The 16,628-nt window shown below is 54.4% G+C and carries 14 protein-coding genes; 10 read left to right on the top strand and 4 right to left on the bottom strand.

Annotation, left to right across the window (positions count from 1 at the left end):
- The first annotated feature begins 11 nt into the window (after window positions 1–11).
- From purH to GOV45_RS15555, 5 genes are all read left to right on the top strand, one after another.
- On the top strand, window positions 12–1,601 hold the full coding sequence (purH, locus tag GOV45_RS15575) for a bifunctional phosphoribosylaminoimidazolecarboxamide formyltransferase/IMP cyclohydrolase (protein ID WP_170479456.1): 1,590 nt from the start codon (window positions 12–14) through the stop codon (window positions 1,599–1,601).
- Complete coding sequence (gene lspA / locus GOV45_RS15570) at window positions 1,601–2,077, top strand: signal peptidase II (RefSeq protein WP_170479454.1); 477 nt, start codon at window positions 1,601–1,603, stop codon at window positions 2,075–2,077. Before purH ends, lspA begins: the two co-directional genes overlap by 1 nt.
- Window positions 2,078–2,127: 50 nt before the next feature.
- A complete protein-coding gene (locus tag GOV45_RS15565) occupies window positions 2,128–2,643 on the top strand; it encodes a DUF3035 domain-containing protein (RefSeq protein WP_170479452.1) in 516 nt (171 codons plus the stop codon).
- 80 nt (window positions 2,644–2,723) lie between these two features.
- Window positions 2,724–4,064: a M16 family metallopeptidase gene (locus GOV45_RS15560; RefSeq protein WP_170479450.1), complete on the top strand. Its 1,341-nt coding sequence runs from the start codon at window positions 2,724–2,726 to the stop codon at window positions 4,062–4,064.
- Window positions 4,061–5,365, top strand: coding sequence for a M16 family metallopeptidase (locus tag GOV45_RS15555; protein WP_170479448.1), 1,305 nt, complete (start codon window positions 4,061–4,063; stop codon window positions 5,363–5,365). The genes GOV45_RS15560 and GOV45_RS15555 overlap by 4 nt, the downstream gene beginning before the upstream one ends.
- Window positions 5,366–5,370: 5 nt before the next feature.
- Here GOV45_RS15555 and GOV45_RS15550 read toward each other — a convergent pair whose 3' ends face one another.
- The 4 genes from GOV45_RS15550 to deoC all read right to left on the bottom strand — a co-directional run bounded on the left by GOV45_RS15550 (window position 5,371) and on the right by deoC (window position 10,380).
- Window positions 5,371–6,105, bottom strand: coding sequence for a Crp/Fnr family transcriptional regulator (locus GOV45_RS15550; RefSeq protein WP_170479446.1), 735 nt, complete (start codon window positions 6,103–6,105; stop codon window positions 5,371–5,373).
- Between the two features lie 96 nt (window positions 6,106–6,201).
- Complete coding sequence (locus GOV45_RS15545; RefSeq protein WP_170479444.1) at window positions 6,202–7,011, bottom strand: SDR family oxidoreductase; 810 nt, start codon at window positions 7,009–7,011, stop codon at window positions 6,202–6,204.
- A gap of 25 nt (window positions 7,012–7,036) precedes the next feature.
- Complete coding sequence (locus GOV45_RS15540; protein ID WP_170479442.1) at window positions 7,037–9,370, bottom strand: aldehyde dehydrogenase family protein; 2,334 nt, start codon at window positions 9,368–9,370, stop codon at window positions 7,037–7,039.
- A gap of 11 nt (window positions 9,371–9,381) precedes the next feature.
- Window positions 9,382–10,380, bottom strand: a complete 999-nt coding sequence (gene deoC, locus GOV45_RS15535) for a deoxyribose-phosphate aldolase (protein ID WP_170479440.1) — start codon at window positions 10,378–10,380, stop codon at window positions 9,382–9,384.
- Window positions 10,381–10,579: 199 nt separating this feature from the next.
- Here deoC and GOV45_RS15530 point away from each other — a divergent pair, with 199 nt between their 5' ends.
- From GOV45_RS15530 to mutL, 5 genes are all read left to right on the top strand, one after another.
- Window positions 10,580–11,533, top strand: coding sequence for a metal ABC transporter solute-binding protein, Zn/Mn family (locus tag GOV45_RS15530; RefSeq protein WP_170479438.1), 954 nt, complete (start codon window positions 10,580–10,582; stop codon window positions 11,531–11,533).
- Between the two features lie 3 nt (window positions 11,534–11,536).
- Window positions 11,537–12,340: a metal ABC transporter ATP-binding protein gene (locus tag GOV45_RS15525; RefSeq protein WP_170479437.1), complete on the top strand. Its 804-nt coding sequence runs from the start codon at window positions 11,537–11,539 to the stop codon at window positions 12,338–12,340.
- A gap of 3 nt (window positions 12,341–12,343) precedes the next feature.
- The gene (locus GOV45_RS15520) at window positions 12,344–13,549 is read left to right on the top strand and encodes a metal ABC transporter permease (RefSeq protein WP_170479435.1); all 1,206 of its coding nucleotides are present in this window, start codon (window positions 12,344–12,346) and stop codon (window positions 13,547–13,549) included.
- Window positions 13,546–14,475, top strand: a complete 930-nt coding sequence (locus GOV45_RS15515) for a metal ABC transporter permease (protein WP_170479433.1) — start codon at window positions 13,546–13,548, stop codon at window positions 14,473–14,475. The genes GOV45_RS15520 and GOV45_RS15515 overlap by 4 nt, the downstream gene beginning before the upstream one ends.
- A 294-nt stretch (window positions 14,476–14,769) precedes the next feature.
- Window positions 14,770–16,620, top strand: coding sequence for a DNA mismatch repair endonuclease MutL (mutL, locus tag GOV45_RS15510; RefSeq protein ID WP_170479431.1), 1,851 nt, complete (start codon window positions 14,770–14,772; stop codon window positions 16,618–16,620).
- The last annotated feature ends 8 nt before the right edge of the window (window positions 16,621–16,628 follow it).

Below are 16,628 nucleotides of genomic sequence, written 5' to 3'. Positions count from 1 at the left end.
CCTTTGGACCCATGACCGATCTTCACCCCGTGCGCCGCGCGTTGCTTTCCGTTTCCGATAAAACCGGGCTGATCGAGCTGGGCAAGGCGCTGGCTGAACGTGGGGTAGAATTGCTATCGACCGGCGGCACGGCCAATGCGCTGCGTGAAGCTGGACTTGCGGTGAAAGACGTAAGCGAGATAACAGGCTTCCCCGAGATGATGGATGGCCGGGTCAAAACTCTGCATCCTATGGTTCATGGCGGACTTTTGGCACTTCGCGACAATGAGACTCATGTCGCAGCCATGGAAGAACACAGCATCGGCGCAATCGATCTGCTAGTCGTGAACCTCTATCCGTTCGAGGAGACGGTGGCAAAAGGTGCGGACTACGACGAGTGCATCGAGAATATCGATATCGGAGGTCCTGCGATGATCCGTGCCGCGTCCAAAAACCATGCATTTGTCAATGTTGTGGTGGACGTTGAAGATTATTCGTCGCTGCTCGATCAATTAGAAGAAAACTACGGAAAAACGTCGCTGGGTTTCCGCCAATGGTTGGCCCAGAAAGCATATGCTCGCACTGCAGCGTATGACACAGCAGTTTCAAACTGGATGGCCGACGCCTTGCAGCTGGATGCGCCCAATCGCCGTGCATTTGCTGGCGAGTTGAAACAAACCTTGCGCTATGGCGAAAACAGTCACCAACAGGCGGCCTTTTACACGGATGGTACCAACCGCCCCGGAGTGGCCACTGCTGTTCAGCATCAGGGAAAAGAGCTGAGCTATAACAATATAAATGATACAGATTCTGCTTTTGAGTTGGTGGCAGAATTCGACCCGGCTGAAGAGGCAGCCTGTGCGATTATCAAACATGCCAATCCGTGTGGCGTGGCCAAAGGCGCCACCTTGTTAGAGGCTTACAAAGCAGCCTTCGACTGCGACCGGACCTCGGCCTTTGGCGGGATCGTGGCACTGAACCAACCGCTCGACGCCGAAACCGCACAGGAAATCACCGGGATTTTCACCGAAGTCGTGATCGCCCCCGGTGCTTCGGATGAAGCCAAAGCGATCTTTTCGGCCAAGAAGAACCTGCGTCTGTTGACGACCGAAGGCCTTCCGGACGTGACCGCAGCCGCAAAAACCGTGCGTCAGGTCGCAGGTGGTTTGCTGGTCCAAGACAAGGACAACGGTTTTGTCGGCATGGACGACCTCAGGGTCGTTACCAAGAATGCGCCGACCGAAGAGCAAATGCGAGACCTGCTGTTTGCATGGAAAGTTGCGAAACACGTCAAGTCCAACGCAATCGTTTATGTCAAAGATGGCGCAACCGTCGGCGTGGGCGCTGGCCAGATGAGCCGAGTCGACTCGGCCCTTATAGCTGCTAAAAAGGCTGAGCGCATGGCAGATACCTTGGGTCTGTCGCAACCGTTGACCATCGGCTCGGCTGTGGCATCTGACGCATTCTTCCCCTTCCCCGACGGTCTAATGGAAGCCGCTCAAGCAGGTGCAACTTGCGTTATCCAGCCAGGCGGTTCGATGCGCGATGACGAAGTGATTGCGGCGGCAGACGAGGCTGGGCTTGCAATGGTTTTTACTGGCATGCGGCATTTCCGGCACTGATGCGGTATAGAGTTCTTATCTGGGCTGGTCTGGCCACATTTCTGATCGATCAGATCAGCAAATATGTGGTTGTTCACATGATGCGCGTGGCCGATCAGCCCGGTGGTATCGATGTGCTGCCGCCGCTGCTAGTGTTTCGATACGGAGAGAATCGAGGCATCAATTTCGGCCTGTTTCAGGGAAACAGCGAAGCGGCGCGTTGGGCACTGATTGGTGTTTCATTAGCCATTTGTATTGGTGTTTTTGTGTGGCTTCGCCGCTCGTCGCCCTCAAGCCTCATGTTGCTTTGTGGCGGCATCTTGATTGGTGGAGCATTGGGAAATGTCCTCGACCGTATGATCTACGGCTATGTACTGGACTTTCTGAACATGTCCTGCTGCGGAATTGATAACCCTTTTGTTTTCAATCTGGCCGATGTGTTCGTTTTTGCAGGCGCTTTGGGACTTGTCCTGTTTGACGCGAAAAAGCCCTCGTGACCTGTTCGATATTATGCGATAAAAGCTCCTGAAACTTTCTGGAGAAACGAATGCGGACGCCGCACGCCATTATTGTTTTGACGCTCGCTGCTGCGGTGGCGGCGTGCTCCAAATCTGGCTTGCGGGACCTGCAACCACCGGGTCCGGGTCCTGATGAGTTTTCTGTGCTGCCGGTCAAGCCGTTGACCCAACCTCAGGATTACGCTTTTCTTCCTGCCCCTACCCCTGGCGGCGCAAATTTGACTGATCCGACGCCAAAGGCCGATGCCGTTGTTGCATTGGGTGGTAGCGAGTCGGCACTGAACCCGAATGCGGCGATACCGGCAGGGGACGCCGCACTGGTAACGGCGTCAAGCAGATATGGCGTTCCGGCAAACACAAGACAGCTGGTTAGGCAGGAAGATGACGAATTCCGCAAGCGCCGTGGGCGCTGGACGGGACTGCGGCTGTTCCCGGTCGATCGCTACGCGCAAGTTTACGAACGGCAGGCGATCGATCCCCATGCACAGACCCGAGCGGCAAGGCAACGCGGTATTGAGACGCCTTCGTCCCCACCGGATGAATAATTCTTAACTTTTCGTCATCACCCTTGAACCTGGACCGCCCCACCGTAGTTTGTGACCTGAAACGAAACGGAGGATGCCCCATGCTAAGGGCCCTTGCATTGTCAGCGGCCCTGATGGTCGCAACCCCTCTGGCAGCCGGCGAAGGACATGAGGCGGTCACGACATTCACGCTGGATAACGGCATGGATATAGTTGTGATAGAAGACCACCGCGCCCCTGTCGTACAGCATATGGTCTGGTATCGTGCCGGTTCCGCGGACGAACCTGTTGGCTCTTCTGGCGTAGCGCATTTCCTTGAACATCTTTTGTTCAAAGCCACGGATGACTTGGCGGCGGGTGAGTTCTCGGCAACTGTCGCGGCCAATGGCGGTAATGACAACGCATTTACCTCCTACGACTACACTGCGTATTTCCAGCGTGTTGCATCGGACAGGCTCGAACTGATGATGCAGATGGAAGCGGATCGGATGCGCAACATCCAACTGACCGAAAATGACATCGCCACAGAAAGGGATGTCATTCTTGAAGAGCGTAACCAAAGGACGGAAAATAACCCACGCGCCTTGTTTGGCGAGCAGATGAGCGCGGCGCAGTACCTCAACCATCGCTACGGTGTGCCGATCATAGGCTGGCGACACGAGATGGAGACACTGGACATGGATGATGCATTGTCGTTTTACGAAACACATTATGCACCCAACAATGCCATTTTGGTTGTTACCGGCGATGTCGAGCCAGATGAGGTAAAGGCGCTCGCAGAAAAACACTATGGTTTGATACCAGCTAATCCGAACCTGCCAGAGCGCATTCGTTCGCAAGAGCCGCCACAAACAGCCGAGCGTCGTCTGACGTACAAGGATCCCAGGGTTGCACAACCCTATGTACAGCGCAGTTATCTGGCACCCGAACGCAATCCGGGTGAGCAGGAAGAAGCGGCTGCATTGTTCCTGTTGGCTGAGCTATTGGGTGGCAGCACTACATCTTACCTGAACGAAAAGTTGCAGTTCGAGCAGCAGATGGTGGTTTACGCAGGCGCTTTTTATCGAGGCGTTTCTCTCGATAATACGACGTTCGACCTGATCGTTGTTCCTGCCGAAGGGGTCTCTTTGCAGGAGGCCGAAGACGCGATGGATCAAGTCGTCGCAGATTTCATTACCGAAGGTGTGAACCCAGTTGATTTAGAGCGGATCAAGATGCAGCTGCGGGCCGCACAAACCTACGCGCGCGATAACGTAGACGGGATTGGCAATCGGTACGGGCGTGCGCTTACTAGCGGGTTGACGGTCGAAGATGTGCAAGCATGGCCCGATATTCTGCAGGCAGTAACAGGCGAGGAAATCATCGCCGCTGCACGCGATGTGCTGCAACGTGAATCTTCGGTAACCGGATGGCTGATGCGCGATGATGAGGTGACGCAATGAAACGCTTAATAGCGGTTTTGGTCTCATGCCTGATTGCCCTGCCTGCGTTAGCAGAGATCGAAATAAAAGAAGTCACTTCGCCAAGTGGGATCAAGGCTTGGTTGGTCGAGGATCATTCAATACCTTTCACGGCGCTCGAATTGCGGTTTCGTGGCGGAACATCGCTGGATGAACCGGATAAGCGTGGAGCTGTGTATCTGATGAGCGGTTTGATCGAGGAAGGTGCTGGCGACATGGACGCGCGAACATACGCGCGCGAGCTTGAATCGCTGGCCGCTTCGTTTCAGTACAATGCCACGGACGACACCGTGTCTATCTCAGCTCAGTTTCTGACTGAGAACCGAGATGAGGTGATTGATCTGTTGCATACAACGATTCACGAGCCGCGTTTCGATCCCGATGCTGTGGAGCGGGTTCGCGCCCAGGTTTTGTCGGGGCTGAAATCCGACCAGACTGATCCTAACGACATTGCCGGTCTCAACTTTGCGAAGATGGCATATGGTGATCACCCATACGGCACTGAAGGCAAAGGATCGATAGAGAGCGTGTCGGTCCTGACACGAGAAGATGTGATCGCAGCCTACGAAGGCGTTTTTGCAAGGGATCGTCTGTACGTCGGAGCTGTTGGCGACATCACAGCCGAAGAACTAGGTGCCTTATTGGACAATTTGCTGGCAGACCTGCCCGCCGAAGGGAAGCCGATCCCTGCAAAAGCCGAAGTGACAATCGCTGGCGGCGTCAGCGTGGTAGACTTTGACACGCCACAATCCGTGGCTCTATTTGGCCAAAAAGGTATCGACCGCGATGATCCGGATTTCTTTCCAGCCTTTATACTGAATCACATTTTGGGCGGTGGCGGGTTCGAAAGCCGTCTGATGCAAGAAGTACGTGAAAAACGAGGGCTGACCTATGGAATTGCGACTTATCTGGTGCCCAAAGACTTAGCCTCGGTATATTTGGGTTCAGTCTCGTCAGCGAATGATCGGATAGCAGAGGCAGTTGATGTGATCCGTGCTGAGTGGGCCAGAGCAGCGGCCGAAGGTGTCACCCAGAAAGAGCTGGAAGATGCCAAGACGTATCTGACTGGTGCCTATCCGCTTCGGTTTGACGGTAATGGCCAGATTGCGGGGATTATGGTTGGCATGCAAATGGAAGATTTGCCGATCGATTATATATCCACCCGCAACGACAAAGTTAACGCAGTGACGCTTGAAGATGTGAACCGCGTTGCATCTGAGTTGCTCGACCCTGATGGTTTGCATTTCACTATAGTGGGTAAACCCGAAGGTCTAGATGGTTAAATCGGTCAGGCCGCGGCGGCGGCCCGGTTTTGCGCTGCTACCGTGTGTACGTTGCTATTGAGCAGTTTTTGCCGCGCGTGCCGGAAATGTGCCGCCTTCAAGGCTGCGTCTAGTTGACTGTTTCGCCGCAGCAATCGGATCAGGCGGGGACCGTCAAAAACAAGACAATTGGTCGGCTGTGTAGCAAGAACCGTTGCTGTAGCCGGAAGTCCAAGACCAAACGTTAGTTCCCCCAAAATTTCGTCAGCACTGCATACGTTTATGACTTTGCCGCCTTTTAGAATAGTAGTTCGGCCGCTGAGTAAAAAACCCAAGAAATCCGAAGTGTGCCCTTCTTCGATCAGGACGTCGCCGGGTTCGAATTTCATTACTTTGGAAGTGTTCAGAAGGCGTCGTGCCTGATGGGGTTTGATGGTATCCAGGTATTGCGAGATAAACCGCTTTTCCGGTTCGGAAAACCTGACAAAGTGATATGCGATAAATCCGCGGAGCAGTCCCATTACTGAAATCGCGATATAAGTGATTTGAATAATAACGCCGGCCAGATTGAAATCTTCGGACATGCTAACCAACACACAACCCGCCGCGACGATAACCATCAAGGGATAGGCAATTCCGGTGCCCCTGATAACGCCAATCTGCAGCAGAAAGTAATTCAAGATATACAGCCCAGCGCCGAATACGCCAATTGCGGTAATCAGCTGCATCAACGCGGGGAATTCTAAGGGAAAACTCAGCATTTCGTTTCCAGCCTGCCTCACATCAATTGAGTGACAAGCTGAGCGCAGCATGTGGTCATGTATATGAACAAGTTCACATGTTATCGGTGATTTTGACTAGGCTTTAACCTGCGCCCGCAGCATATCACCCATCATTTGACCAAACTTGCCAGACCCGCGCTGATACAATGCTCCGTCAACTGCAAGAACCGTGCCGCTTACATAGCTGGCCATATCCGAGCTGAGAAACAGGCATGCGTCTGCTACGTCTTTGGTCGTCCCCCAACGACCCAACGGCACATCTTTACGCAGTTGTTCTCCGGCTTGCGGCGTGGGTGCCAAACGTCTGGCGCCCTCGGTGCCTTCGATAAATCCGGGCACAACCGAGTTCACGCGGATACCTTCCGTGCCCCATTCCATCGATAGAGTGCGCGTGATCTGGTCCACACCGGCTTTGGCTGCACAGACGTGAGCCTGACCCTCATATGGTAAATAGGATTGTGGGGCTGAAATGTTGATGATGCTTGCACCGGGGCGTTTCAAATAGGGATAAGCACCTTTCATCACATGGATCGTTCCCATCAAGTCGATGTCAATCACAGCCTTGAACGCATTGACCGACATTTCCGCCGCCAATGCAGGAAAATTGCCGGCCGCACCCGAGACGAGTACATCAAATTCTCCGAAATCTTGGTGAAACCGCTTTAGGGCGCTGGCAACTGCCTCGTGGTCGCGGACGTCAAAAACCTCACCGATCGCCTCTTCAGCACCTGCAGCCCTTAGGGCTGCAACAGTGTCATCGACTTTTTCCTGCGATCTGCTCGCCACCGCGACCTTGGCTCCGGCAGCGGCAAACGCCTCCGCTATACCTCGATTGATACCGCTGGTACCGCCAACGACGACAACTGATTTTCCTGCAAAGTTCATAAAGACCTCCCGAAATGCGGGAACCCTACTCTCCGTAGGGCACCCAGACGTTCTTGATTTCAGTTGCAGCCTGCAAGAACCGGCGGGATTGGTCCACGCTCCAGTCAAATGTCGTCGCGTTGTTGACCCAGGTACGTTTCAAGTTTCCGGCCGAAACGACTTCGATCTCTTTCGACAAGTCTGATGACGAGAAACTCCAGACGGCGTCAACATTCAGATGCGAGGCGAGCGGCATTGCCAATTCGGTATGGCTACCGGTTAGGATGTTGACGACACCTGCGGGAACATCTGAAGTCTCTAAAATTTGGTAGAAGTCGGTCGCAGCCAGTGGGTAAGGTTCAGAGGCAACCAGAACAATCCGGTTGCCCATCGCAATCGCGGGTGCCATGGCTGAAACCAACCCCAAAAGAGGTGTCTCGTCGGCGCAAAGTGTGCCAATTACGCCCACAGGTTCTTTCATGGCAATGGCCACACCACGGATCGGGACGCCATGCACCTGACCGTCATACTTGTCCGCCCAAGCAGCGGCCGTGAACAAGCGCTGAATCGAGGCCTCAACCTCTTTTGCACCGTCTTTTTTGCCGGTCATTGAATCGATGCGGGCAGCGAATTCATCAGCGCGGGCCGAGAGGTTTTCGCCGATATAATACAAGATTTGCGCGCGCAGGTGGCCAGTGGTTTTCGACCAGCCTTTGGCACCTGACGCGGCCTCGACCGCGTTGCGCACGTCTTTGCGGTTGGCAAGGCCCACGTGGCCCAGCAAGCCGGACTTGCCCCAGACCGGTTTGGAGTAGCCGCCATCTGGCCGAGCTTGCTTACCGCCGACATACATTTTTGCGGTGCGGTCAATTGGGTCAATAGGAGCGCCTTCGCCAAGAATGGCTTCGATTTTTGTCAATGGTTTAGCCTTGCCCTTCGGCTTCGTGTAGGCCGTCAAGCCTTCCCAGCCTCCCTCACGACCAAACCCACTTTCACGAACCCCACCAAACCCGGCCGCTGCATCAAACAGGTTCGTCGCGTTTACCCAGACCACACCAGCAACAAGTTTGGGGGCGATATCCAAGGCGAGGTTCACGTTCTCGGTCCAAACTGTTGCGGCCAGCCCATAACGGGTGTTGTTGGCTAATTCTACGGCTTCAGCCGGGGTACGGAAAGTTGATGAAACCAGCACCGGTCCAAATATTTCCTCTTGCATCAACGGGTCCGAGGTCTCCAGCCCCGAGATCAACGTTGGTGGGTAGTAGCAACCATTCTCGGGCAGCTCGCAAGCCGCATGATGAATGTGACCGGCCGTGTTGCGATCCACCATGGCTTTGATGGTTTGTAACTGCACCGGGTCCACGACCGCGCCGACGTCGATGCATTTGTCAAGCGGGTTGCCGACACGCAGTTTATCCATGCGGGCGCGCAGTTTCTCGTGGAAGCGGTCTGAAATGCCTTCTTGCACCAATAGACGAGAACCCGCACAGCAGACCTGACCCTGATTGAACCAGATCGCATCGACCAATCCTTCGATGGCTGAGTCGAGATCGGCGTCGTCGAAGACGATGTAGGCGGACTTGCCACCCAACTCTAATGTTAGCTCTTTGCCCGAACCTGCGGTCGCTTCACGTATACGCCGTCCAACAACCGTCGAGCCAGTAAAGGCGATTTTGTCTACGTCCGAGGCTACGATCATCTCACCCACCGCGCCGTCGCCGGTCACAATGTTCACAACGCCCTTCGGGAGGCCGGCCTGTGTGCAGATATCCGCAAACAATAGTGCGGTCAGCGAGGTATACTCGGCCGGTTTCAGAACCACCGTGTTCCCCATGGCAATCGCCGGAGCAACTTTCCAGGCGAGCATCAGCAAAGGGAAGTTCCAAGGGATGATCTGACCACAAACTCCCAGCGCCCTTGCCTCAGGCAACTCGCTCTCCATGAGCTGTGCCATACCTGCGTGGTAATAGAAATGGCGTTGCACCAACGGTATATCGATGTCTCGGGATTCACGGATGGGTTTGCCGTTATCCATACTCTCAAGTACAGAAAACAGACGTGAGTGTTTCTGCAAAAGACGGGCGATGGCATAGAGATAACGTGCTCGGCCCGCGCCGCCTAGCTTCTCCCATTTTGGTTGAGCTTTGCGGGCGGCAGCAACTGCCGCGTTCACGTCCGTCTGTTTCGCCTGTGTCAACTTGGCAAGCACTTCTCCGGTCGCCGGGTTGCGGCTTTCAAATCCACTACCGGGTTTAGTAAACGTGCCATCAATATAGTGACCAAACTTGCCACCTTGATCGACTAACCAAGCAAGCGCCTCAGCAGCGCTTTCAGGGGCAGGGCCATAGTCCATGGTTTCGAAGATTTCTTTGACTGTCATTGTTCTTGCCCTCAGCCCATCGAATGCCTGTAGCCAGCCGAGTAAGCCCCGGTGACGTAGTGTTCCAACTGTCGCTCGATGTCCCCCAACAGCGAAGACGCGCCAAAGCGGAATAAATCAGGCTCAAGCCAACGGTCACCCAACTCATCTTTAATCAGCGACAGGTAAACCAGCGCGTCTTTAGCTTTGGAAATTCCTCCTGCAGGTTTGTATCCGACACGATATCCGGTGCGGTCATAGAAGTCCCGGATCGCCCTTATCATCACCAGCGAGACAGGCAGCGTCGCGTTGACGCTTTCCTTTCCGGTCGAGGTCTTGATGAAATCGGCTCCAGCCATCATGCACACCACTGAGGCACGGGCGACGTTTCGCAAGCTGCCCAACTCTCCCGTCGCTAAGATTGCTTTGACGTGGGCATCGCCGCAGGCTGCGCGGAATGCTTTCATTTCATCGTACAAAGCCTGCCAATTGCCCGACAGCACATGGCGGCGTGAGATGACAATGTCGATCTCTTCAGCTCCGGCATTTACGCTTTCTTCGATTTCAGCCACGCGCAGGTGGAACGGCGAAAGCCCCGCTGGAAACCCGGTCGAAACGGCAGCAACCGGAATGCCAGTTCCTTTCAGCGCATCAACGGCCGTCTCTATCATGTCGTGATAGACACAAACCGCACCTGTTGTGATAGGTGGCATATCCAAAGCGTTCAAAATCGAATTTGCCACTGGCTGTCGCGCTTTTGCACACAACCGGCGAACACGGCCCACGGTATCATCGCCTGATAGGGTGGTCAGGTCGATCATTGTGACCGCCTTTAGCAGCCAAGCGGCTTGATGCTCTTTCTTGACCGAGCGGCGACCAGGCAAAGTTGCAGCACGCCGCTCAATCGCCGAGGTGTTGGCCTGAACGGCGCGTACCCAATCCAAATCAAGGTCGGTGCCGGGGTTTCTGGGTTCCGTTACCTGCGGCAGATGCGCCGTGCGCACTGGGCTTTCTGAGCTCTGCGTATCCATCTTCACGTCCTATGGGAGGTTTGAGCCAAAATCGCATGGGTTTGGCTTAAATGGAAGACCACCGGCAGGATAGATGGTGATATTTTGACCAATTGGAAAAAATTATCTTCTTTCTTGCGAATAATTCTCAATAGCATTGACTTAGTTGCGAATGGTTCGCATATTCTAGCCTCTAGAGAACACCAGAATAGGATCACAGATGATTCGTCGCAGTTTTGTCGCCGCATTAGCATTTACCGCCGCCCTGCCGTTTGCGGTTTGGGCGCAACCGCCTTTGAAGGTGGTCGCAACGACTGGGATGATTGCTGATGCTGCGCGCCAGGTCGGTGGGGAGCAAATTGAGGTCAAGGGATTGATGGGCCCTGGCGTGGATCCCCATGCCTATCGCCAGACTCGCAGCGATATCGTCGCAATGACGCGCGCGGATCTCATCTTGTGGAACGGTCTTTATCTGGAGGCACAGATGGAAGACTTTTTTCACGACCTCGGACGCAAACGGACTGTGGTTGCTGTGGCAGAAGGTGTCGACCCTTCGAAACTGCGGGCGCATGATGACTATGCCGACAAATTCGATCCACATGTGTGGATGACGCCGGACTTGTGGCGGGATGTAGTTTTAGAGGTTCAGGCTGCGCTGACATTGGCCCGACCCGAGGCCGCGGAATCTTTTGCGTCCAATGCCCAGCTCCATTTGGCCGAACTCGACCGGTTGACGAAATATGCGCAGGATACCCTGGGTAGTGTCCCTGACAATAGTAAGGTGTTGGTCACCGCTCATGACGCCTTTGGCTATTTCGGCGACAGCTTTGGTTTCGAGGTTTTGGGTATTCAGGGCATTTCGACCCAGTCAGAAGCGGGGCTTAACAGGATTGGAGAACTGGTTGATCTTTTAGTTGATCGCAGGATCTCAGCCGTGTTTGTCGAAAGTTCGGTGTCTGACCGTTCTATGCGGGCATTGATCGAAGGTGCTGCAGCAAAGGGACATGCGGTTGCAATCGGTGGTGAATTATTCTCGGATGCGATGGGAGAGGCCGGCACGTACGAAGGAACGTATATCGGCATGCTGGATCACAACATCACAGTTATCGCAAGCGCACTTGGTGGTGATGTGCCGACGGGCGGTATGAATAACAAGCTGTCAGCGGGGTTCTGATCGATGTTAGACTTGGTTAGCAGTCAGGGAATTACCGTTGAAGACCGCGGCCCCGGTGACAGTCCGCTGGCCGTAAGGGGTCTAACCGTTTCCTATGGGCAGAAACCTGCGGTGTTCTCAGTGGACATGACCGTACAACCGGGTGCGATGACTGCCATTATTGGACCAAACGGAGCGGGTAAGTCGACCCTTTTAAAGGCAGCGCTGGGAATTGTTAAGCCGTTGTCCGGGCTGGTAACTGTTTACGGGCGGCCACTTGAACAGCAACGTACGAGAATAGCTTACGTGCCCCAACGCGCCAGCGTCGACTGGGACTTTCCGACGCGTGTTATCGATGTGGTCCTTATGGGTCTTTCCCGCGAGTTGGGTCTGCTAGGCCGCGTACGGGCGCGCCACAAAGCTCATGCGATGGACTGTCTTCATCGAGTCGGCATGCGCGATTTCGCTGATCGCCAGATTGGGCAATTGTCTGGTGGTCAGCAACAGCGGGTGTTTCTGGCCCGAGCATTGGCGCAGGAAGCAGATCTGTACCTGCTGGATGAACCGTTTGCCGGAGTAGATGCTACCACAGAAAAAGCAATCATTGATGTGCTTAAGTCACTCAAGTCATCTGGAAAGACAGTCGTTGTCGTGCATCACGACCTTGCAACAGTCACTGAGTATTTCGACCACGTTTTTCTGATCAATACGCGCAAGGTCGCAGAGGGGCCGGTCGCTGAGGCCTTTACCGCCGAAACACTCCAATCAACTTACGGCGGGCGGTTGGCAACAGCCCAGATCGATCAGATTTCGCGCGTACTGGGATAAATCATGCTTTGGGATGCTTTGGCCTTGCAGCTTGGCTATAACGCCACGCTGGTAGCCATCGGTTCGACTTTACTGGGCGTTGCTGCAGGGATAACCGGGACATTTTTGTTTCTGCGAAAAAGAGCGTTGGTAAGCGACGCGGTCAGCCATGCGACGCTGCCTGGCGTTTGTCTTGCATTCTTAGCTTTGGTCGTTTTGGGCGGAGATGGTCGCAATCTGATAGGGCTGCTAGCGGGTTCCGCAGTATCAGCATGGCTAGGCCTGCTTTGCATGAACTGGCTGACACACAATACACGTTTGGCCGAAGACGCAGCAATCGGCGCTGTTTTATCGGTGTTCTTTGGGTTCGGTATTGTTCTTCTAACTATCATTCAATCACTGGGTGTTGGCAGGCAGGCTGGGTTAGAGGGTTTTCTTTTGGGCACTACCGCAGGAATGCTCAGATTGGATGCGCTAATAATCGCGATCGGAGGCGCAGCGACTCTGATCTTGGTCACTATAATTCGACGGCCGATGATGATGGTCGCCTTTGACCCTGAATACGCTGCGGCCCGGGGTGTTGCGGTCAATCGAACCGATCTGGCGATGATGGGACTGGTCATGGCCGTAACTGTAATCGGCCTAAAGATTGTTGGTCTGATCCTGATCGTTGCATTGCTGATTATCCCGCCGGTGACGGCTCGTTTCTGGTCTGAGCGCTCGGATCTTGTCGTATTGTTGGCCGGAATGGCGGGTGGTCTTGCCGGATACTTGGGTGCTGCAATATCGGCATCAACTCCAGACCTGCCAACCGGACCGATCATTGTACTTGTCAGCTTTGGGTTTTTTGCCCTGTCACTGTTATTGGCACCGGCAAGAGGTGTATTGGCAGCCGTCTTGCGCCACGTGCAATTTCAACGCCGCATACACATCCGTCAAGGGTTGTTAGCGTTGGCACAAGGGCAAATGATTTACGAGCCATTAACGCTGCGATTGCTCCACCGTGCTGGGTTGGCCCGGGCAGACGGTGTTGCGACAGATGCCGGACGTGCGCGCGCAGCCAAGGCATTGCGCGACGAAAAGAGATGGGAAATTGTGCGTGCCGATCTGACCCATGAGGCGACAGCGGCGCTCTATGATGGGCTTAGGGATATAGAAACAGTACTGACAAAAGACCAGATAGAAGAGATTGACCTTCGAATTGGCGGTCCGCACGGGATACAGCCATGAACGGAGAAGAATTCGTAACCCTTTCCCTTACACCTTTGCTTATAGGCACATTTTCGGCAATCGCTTGCGCGTTACCGGGAAATTTTCTGGTATTGCGAAAACAGGCGCTGATTGGTGACGCCATCAGCCATGTTGTTTTGCCGGGGATCGTCGTGGGCTTTTTGTTGACGGGTGCGATTTCGACATGGCCAATGATGTTGGGTGCCGCAGGCGCCGCCATTGTGTCGGTTGTGATGATTGAAGCGATCCGTAGATTGGGCAAGATAGAACCCGGCGCGGCCATGGGTGTAGTCTTTACCTCAATGTTTGCTGCAGGCGTTTTACTGCTGGAACAGACCGACACGTCAACCGTGCACTTGGATGTCGAACATGCGTTGTATGGCAATCTGGAAAGTTTGATTTGGTTGGACGCAACAGGATGGCAATCCGTATTGGACCCTCAGGCGCTAGCGGGGTTGCCACCGGAACTTCCTCGTATCGCTATAACGCTTCTTGGAGTGGCTCTGTTCACATGGATATTTTGGCGCCCGCTCAAGATATCGACCTTTGACGAAGGTTTCGCCCGTACGATAGGGATTCGAACCGGGCGATTAGGTCTGGCGCTGGTTATAGCTGCCGCTATTGCCGCCGTCGCGGCATTTGATGCCGTTGGGTCAATTATCGTAATTGCGATGTTTATATGCCCACCTGCTGCGGCGAGGATGATGACAAACCGTCTGGAGACACAGGTCGTTTGGAGCGTTTTTTTTGCCACCGTTTCAGCAGTTTTAGGTTATGTGCTTGCGGGATACGGGCCGCTTTGGCTTGGCGGTCTTGATGCGGTCAGCGCGGCTGGCATGATTGCGACGGTTTCAGGATTGATTTTGATGATCTGCGCAATTTTCGGTCCGTGCAGAACTAGATCAGGGGCGCCAAACAGTAATTAGCTCGGCATATTCACGCCAAATCCAATGCTGTGGTTTAGGCTGAACTTCGCCAAACACAAACAATAACTAATTATTAATAAGATTTATTTCGAATCTCATGATAGATGAATTTAAATTGTTAACGGGATGACCACCACTCACGTTGAATTGTCCGGCTTTTTGTGATCACATTCGCTTCCCCCTTGTCGAAGTGATCACAAAGGCCGGACATTTTCGTTTTGGCGCCTTTGTTTCGTAAAAACGTCCGCTCAAACCTGTGGCAGAATCGCGTTCTGATATGCTAGGTCTTGGGGTATGGCGCAAACTAACCCCAATATCAACGATAACCGCCCAGTGATACGACAGCTTGACGATACTGCAATAAACCGAATTGCAGCAGGCGAAGTTGTCGAACGTCCTGCTTCGGCAGTCAAAGAGTTGGTAGAAAACGCTCTGGATGCAGGTGCCGACCGCGTTGCCATCGATATCGCCGATGGGGGCAAGACGCTGATTCGCGTCACGGACAATGGGTGCGGAATCGCGGGTAGGGACTTATCGCTGGCCCTGTCCCGGCACGCTACTTCAAAGATCGACGGATCAGACCTGTTGAACATCCATACGTTTGGTTTTCGGGGAGAGGCATTGCCTTCTATTGGGGCCGTTGGCCGCCTGACAATAACCAGCCGTATCGAAGGAGAAGAGGCGGCCTCGATCCACGTTGCAGGCGGCAGTATGGAAGCGATAAAACCTGCAGCGCTGCGCTCGGGCACAGTGGTCGAGTTGCGTGACCTGTTTTTTGCGACGCCCGCACGTTTGAAATTTATGCGCACCGACCGAGCCGAAGGGCAGGCGATCACCGATACTGTCAAACGCCTTGCGATGGCCGAGCCTGCCGTTGCGTTCACTTTGCGCGACGTTTCGGGCGGAGGCCCGGGAAGAGCGGTATTTCGCGTGGACCGCGAGAACGGTGATCTATTCGACGCGTTGCACAACCGCCTTGCGCGCATTCTGGGCGGAGAATTTGCCGAGAACGCCTTGCGAATTGATGCAACGCGCGAAGGTATCAGGTTGTATGGTTACGCCGCACTACCAACTTATTCCCGCGGTGCTGCAGTTGCCCAGTATCTTTTCGTCAATGGGCGACCCGTGCGTGACAAGATGCTGACCGGGGCATTGCGGGCAGCCTATTTCGATTTTCTTAGCCGCGACCGTCATCCTGCTGCAGCGTTGTTTGTTGAATGTGACCCAACCTTAGTGGATGTGAACGTGCACCCGGCAAAATCCGAAGTGCGGTTTCGTGATCCGGGTATTGCGCGCGGTCTTATCGTCTCGGCCCTGCGCCATGCATTGGCCGAGGCCGGACATCGCGCGTCTTCGACGGTGGCCACGGCAACACTGGGTGCCATGCGGCCGGAACCAATACCGTCTAATCCGGCTAGGGTCTACCAGATGGACAGAACACTCCCGGCGGCGCGACAGGTTGCTTATCAAGCGCAGGAATCAGGATTCGCTGAATTATCCCGCGACTACAGTGGAAGAGTTGTCGAGCCGGTAGGCGATCCTGAAGTTCATGAACCCACAGAGGATTTGCCATTAGGTGCAGCGCGCGGGCAAGTCCATGAAAATTATATTATAGCGCAGACAGCCAACGGTATGGTGATCGTCGATCAACATGCGGCCCATGAAAGACTGGTTTATGAGAAACTCAAACGTCAGATGGCCGAAAATGGTGTTACCGCGCAGGCCTTGCTGATACCCGAGATTGTTGAGCTGTCAGAGGCTGACTGCGCCCGGCTTTTGGCTGTGGCCGATGACCTTGCGCGTTTTGGTCTGACGCTTGAGCCTTTTGGCGGCGGGGCGATTGCAGTGCGTGAGACACCAGCCGTACTTGGGGAGGTCAACGCCCGTGCGATGGTTCTAGACATCTTGGATGAGCTGGCTGATCAGGGCGAAAGTCAAGCGGTGCAGGCTCGGATCGAGGCGATCCTTAGCCGGGTTGCATGCCACGGTTCTGTTAGATCTGGCCGCAGGATGCGGGCCGAAGAAATGAACGCACTTCTCCGTGAGATGGAGGCGACGCCGCACTCGGGCCAGTGCAATCATGGTCGTCCGACCTATGTGGAACTTAAGCTGAGCGATATCGAGAGGCTGTTCGGGCGCAGTTGATCTAAATG

The organism is Ruegeria arenilitoris (genome assembly GCF_013035425.1).
Taxonomy (GTDB): domain Bacteria; phylum Pseudomonadota; class Alphaproteobacteria; order Rhodobacterales; family Rhodobacteraceae; genus Ruegeria; species Ruegeria arenilitoris_A.
The sequence above is the reverse complement of the archived record's forward strand: the minus strand, read 5'-3'. Positions and strand labels throughout refer to the sequence as shown.